Here is a 251-nt window from a genome sequence, read left to right on the forward strand (position 1 = left end):
TTGGGGTCCTTGTTGGTGTCGACCAGGGTCAGGCTTTCGAACTCATCGGCCAGCCAGGCCAGCACACGCTCACGAGCGGTCTGCATGTCCGCGTCCAGGTAGATGGCGCCAATCAGCGCCTCCAGGGCATCGGCCAGGATCGATTCACGGCGGAAACCGCCGCTTTTAAGCTCACCAGAACCCAGACGCAGGTATTCACCCAAGTCAAAACCCCGGGCCAGACGGGCCAGGGTTTCACCCTTGACCAGGCG

1 protein-coding gene is annotated in these 251 nt (G+C 62.2%); it reads right to left on the reverse strand.

What is annotated here, in order from left to right:
* Positions 1–251, reverse strand: a 251-nt coding sequence (locus tag SB765_RS32000) for a ribonuclease III domain-containing protein (protein ID WP_410932807.1), incomplete at both ends; no start/stop codon positions are given.

The sequence above is a fragment of the Pseudomonas sp. SIMBA_067 genome (assembly GCF_046534675.1).
Taxonomy (GTDB): domain Bacteria; phylum Pseudomonadota; class Gammaproteobacteria; order Pseudomonadales; family Pseudomonadaceae; genus Aquipseudomonas; species Aquipseudomonas putida.